Origin of the sequence: Galactobacter sp., assembly GCF_022712295.1 — a bacterium.
Classification (GTDB): Bacteria; Actinomycetota; Actinomycetes; order Actinomycetales; family Micrococcaceae; genus Galactobacter.
The window spans coordinates 1-4,256 of the sequence record NZ_JALAGT010000150.1; the positions used below are offsets into that span (position 1 = coordinate 1).

Sequence of the window (4,256 nt, forward strand, 5' to 3'; positions counted from 1 at the left end):
CCACGAGACCTGGGTGACTGCGGTCAGCAACCAGCTCTCCAAGAACCTCGGTATCAAGGCAGAGGGCAAGGCCTACCCGGCCTTCAAACAGCTGCTGGACGACGAGACCAACGACAAGATGAAGGGTGCCTTCCGTTCCGGTTGGCAGGCCGATTACCCGGGTATCGGCAACTTCCTGACCCCGCTGTACCAGACGGGTGCCGGATCCAACTACGGTCGTTACTCCTCCGAGAAGCTCGACGGCTTGCTGAAGGATGCTGCGGCCGCTCACAGTGAAGAGGACGCTCAGGCCAAGTACTCTGAGGCCCAGCAGGTCCTGTTGAAGGACCTGCCTGCAGTTCCCCTCTGGTACCAGAACACCCAGTCCGTCTGGGGCGATGACCTGGTGAACGTTCAGATCGGCTGGAACTCCGTTCCGCTGTACTTCCAGATCACCAAGTGATCCACTCTCGGGAGCAGCTCTGACGAGCCCTCCCACCCGCGCGTGGACGCCCGGGCCTCTCGACCAGAGGCCACGGGCGTCCACGGGCGTGTAGACCAAGATTTCAAACTGACTTTCAGCCCAAGCGTTGGAGACACCATGACCAACCCCGAGCCAAGGAGGCGCTGATGCTTTGGTACATCGGGCGCCGCCTGCTGCAGCTGATCCCCGTTTTCTTCGGGGCCACCCTGCTGATCTACCTGATGGTCTTCGCCATCCCCGGAGATCCCATCGCCGCTCTCTTCGGAGACCACCCGCCGGCACAAGGCGTGATCGACCAGATCCGCTCCGACTACAACCTGGACAAGCCCGTCTTGGTGCAGTACATCTTGTGGATAGGGGGCCTCTTCCAGGGGGACTTCGGCACCACCTTCTCCGGCCGACCCGTCATCGACGAGATGGCGCAAGCCTTCCCCATCACGGCTCGCCTGGCCGTACTGGCCCTCCTGTTCGAGGCCGTCTTCGGTATCCTGGTTGGCCTCTACTCCGGACTGCGTAAGGGCAAGATCTTCGACAACGTGTCCCTGGTGGTCTCGTTGCTGCTGATCTCGGTGCCCACCTTCGTGATCGGCTTCCTCCTGCAGTACCTATTGGGCGTGAAATGGGGCATCGCGCCGACCACGGTGGCACCGGAGGCGCCGTGGGGCCAGCTGGTGGTTCCAGCCGTCGTGCTGGCGTCGGTTTCGTTTGCCAACATCATTCGACTGACTCGTGCCTCCGTGGCCGAGAACATGGGCGCGGATTTCGTGCGCACGGCAACCGCGAAGGGCCTGAAACGTGGCCGGGTGGTGCGCGTGCACATCCTGCGCAACTCCCTGATCCCCGTGGTGACGTACCTCGGGACAGACTTGGGCTCACTCATGGTCGGCGCAGTGGTGACCGAGGGCGTCTTCAACATCAATGGTGTTGGTGGCACGGTGTTCGACGCCGTTGCGAAGGGTGAGGGACCCACCGTGGTGGCCTTCATCGCCGTCATGGTCATCATCTTCATGTTCGCCAACCTGCTCGTGGACCTGCTCTACGCAGTGCTCGACCCGAGGATCCGTTATGCCAAGTAATCGTCACATCGAGCGCTACGTCGCTCCCGTGGAAGAGACCCCGATTGCCGCGGTGGATGCCGTGGACGAGACGCAGAAGGCCTCCAGTGTCTGGGGCGACGCCTGGAAGGACATGCGCAAGCGTTGGCTCACGTGGGTATGCCTCGGCCTGATCGCGATCATTGCGATCGTGGCCATCTTCCCGCAGTGGTTCACCAGTGTTTCTCCGATGGGCGCCGCCTGCGACATCCTCGACAGCACGGCGGAGGCCCGACCAGGTCACCCCTTCGGCTTCGATACGCAGGGCTGTGACGTCTATACCCGAGTGCTCTACGGAACCCGCACATCCGTGTCTGTGGGGCTGCTGGCAACTGTGCTCGCCACGGTGTTCGGTGGTGCCATCGGCGCCATTGCCGGATACTACGGTGGTTGGCTGGATGCGGTGGTCTCCCGCCTCGGAGACATCTTCTTCGCCATCCCATCCGTGCTCGGGGCTCTCGTGGTCATGCAGGTGATGCCATGGGGCCGGAACGTACTGACCCTGGCCATCACGTTGGCCGTCTTCGGTTGGCCACAGGTGGCTCGTATCATGCGCGGTGCCGTGTTGACCTCTAAGCAGGCCGACTACGTCATGTCCGCAGTGGCGCTGGGCGTGTCAAAGGGAAAGGTGCTGATGCGCCACGTGATCCCGAACTCGCTGGCTCCCGTCATCGTCATCGCCACCGTGTCGCTGGGAACGTTCATCGTGGCGGAAGCCACCCTGTCCTTCCTGGGCCTCGGTCTGGGGGACTCCGTGGTCTCCTGGGGCCGCGACATTTCCACCTCGCAGCGCGAGATCCGCACCACGCCGACCCTGCTGTTCTACCCGGGCGGGGCGTTGGCCATCACCGTGCTGTCCTTCCTGATGCTGGGCGACATCGTCCGTGACGCACTCGATCCGAAGGCGAGGACCCGCCGATGAGTTCCATGACCACCACCCCCGCGTCCAACGAGACGCCGCTGCTGCAGGTCAAGGACCTCCAAGTCACCTTCTCCACGATGAATGGCGACGTCCATGCCGTGAAGGGTGTGAACTTCGACCTCTACCAGGGCGAGTCCATCGCCATCGTGGGGGAGTCCGGATCCGGCAAGTCCACCACGGCCACCGCGATCCTGGATCTGCTGGCGGAGAATGGCCGGGTTTCCGGCGGGCAGGCCCTGTTCAACGGGCGGGACCTCACGAAGCTCAGCCGCAAGCAGATGGAGAAGATCCGCGGGCGCGAGATCGGATACGTGCCGCAGGACCCCATGTCCAACCTGAACCCGGTGTGGAACATCGGCTTCCAGGTGAAGGAGACCATCGAGGCCAACTCCGAACTGCGAGGCAAGGCCGCCAAGGCCCGTGCCATCGAGGTACTGCAGGAGGCCGGGCTCGCGGACGCCGAATCACGGCTGAAGCAGTACCCCAACCAGTTCTCCGGCGGCATGCGCCAGCGTGTGCTGATCGGCATCGGCATGTCGGCCCGGCCCAAGCTGCTGGTGGCGGACGAGCCCACCTCGGCCCTGGACGTCACCGTCCAGCGGGTCATCCTGGACCACCTGGCCACGCTCACCGAGGAGTACGGAACCTCGGTCATGTTCATCACCCACGACCTGGGCCTCGCCGCCGAGCGTGCCGAGAAGCTTGTGGTGATGTACAAGGGCCAGATCGTGGAGTACGGGGAGTCCAAGGAGATCTTGGCCGATCCCCAGCACCCCTACACCAAGCGACTGGTCGCGGCTGCACCGTCGCTGGCGTCCAAGCGGATCCAGCATCAGGTGGAGACCGGCACCGAGGCCACCGACGTCGCGTCGGACATTGCCCTCACCAAGGTGGAGGAACGCGCGCTGGAGGCCGCCGACGAGGCGACGCCGAAGGCGGAGGCCTTGATCAAGGTCTCCGACGTCACGAAGATCTACCAGATCCGCGAGAAGGGCCTCACCAAGACCCCCTTCAAGGCCGTGGACGGCGTCAGCTTCGAGATCCCGCGCGGGTCAACCATGGCCATCGTGGGGGAGTCGGGATCCGGTAAGTCCCCCATCGCCAAGATGTTCCTGAAGCTGGAGGACATCACCTCCGGTTCCATGACCTTCGACGGGCATGACGTGGGCAGCTGGCCGCAGCGACGGCTGCTGGAGTTCCGCCGTCGAGTGCAGCCGGTGTTCCAGGATCCGTACGGCACCCTGGACCCCATGCGCTCCATCGGTACCTCCATCGCTGAGCCACTGGTGACGCACAAGGTGGGAGACAAGGCCTCCCGCCAGAAGACCGTGAAGGAACTGCTTGAGCAGGTGTCGCTGCCGGCTGCGACCGCCAACCGGTATCCCGGAGAACTCTCCGGCGGGCAGCGCCAGCGCATCGCCATCGCCCGTGCCCTGGCCTTGAAGCCGGAGGTGCTGGTGCTGGACGAGGCCGTCTCCGCTCTGGACGTGCTGGTTCAGGGCCAGGTCCTCGACCTACTGGCGCAGCTGCAGTCGGAACTGGGCCTCACCTACATGTTCATCACGCACGACCTCGCAGTGGTGCGCATGGTGGCGGACCACGTCACCGTGATGCGCAAGGGCAAGGTCGTGGAGGCCTCCACCACCGATGAGGTCTTCGAGAACCCGCGCGAGGAGTACACGCGCAACCTTCTCGAGGCCATCCCCGGAGCGGACTTCGCCTTCGGCGCCTGAGTCCCGCTCCCACCCCCAGGTACCCGTATCCGACGCAGGGACCC

General features: G+C 64.2%; 3 protein-coding genes and 1 pseudogene. All 4 read left to right on the forward strand.

Annotated features, from left to right (window positions below):
* Window positions 1-442, forward strand: a pseudogene (locus Q0A15_RS10910) (ABC transporter substrate-binding protein); the annotation flags it as partial.
* A gap of 167 nt (window positions 443-609) precedes the next feature.
* Window positions 610-1,539, forward strand: coding sequence for an ABC transporter permease (locus Q0A15_RS10915; RefSeq protein ID WP_291279556.1), 930 nt, complete (start codon window positions 610-612; stop codon window positions 1,537-1,539).
* Window positions 1,529-2,479, forward strand: a complete 951-nt coding sequence (locus tag Q0A15_RS10920; RefSeq protein WP_291279557.1) for an ABC transporter permease — start codon at window positions 1,529-1,531, stop codon at window positions 2,477-2,479. Before Q0A15_RS10915 ends, Q0A15_RS10920 begins: the two co-directional genes overlap by 11 nt.
* On the forward strand, window positions 2,476-4,212 hold the full coding sequence (locus Q0A15_RS10925) for an ABC transporter ATP-binding protein (RefSeq protein ID WP_291279558.1): 1,737 nt from the start codon (window positions 2,476-2,478) through the stop codon (window positions 4,210-4,212). Before Q0A15_RS10920 ends, Q0A15_RS10925 begins: the two co-directional genes overlap by 4 nt.
* The last annotated feature ends 44 nt before the right edge of the window (window positions 4,213-4,256 follow it).

Excerpts from the sequence above, each read along its gene's own strand:
- Q0A15_RS10920 (WP_291279557.1), top strand. The coding sequence starts at position 1,529 with ATGCCAAGTAATCGTCACATCGAGCGCTACGTCGCTCCCGTGGAAGAG.
- Q0A15_RS10925 (WP_291279558.1), top strand. The coding sequence starts at position 2,476 with ATGAGTTCCATGACCACCACCCCCGCGTCCAACGAGACGCCGCTGCTG.
- Q0A15_RS10915 (WP_291279556.1), top strand. The coding sequence starts at position 610 with ATGCTTTGGTACATCGGGCGCCGCCTGCTGCAGCTGATCCCCGTTTTC.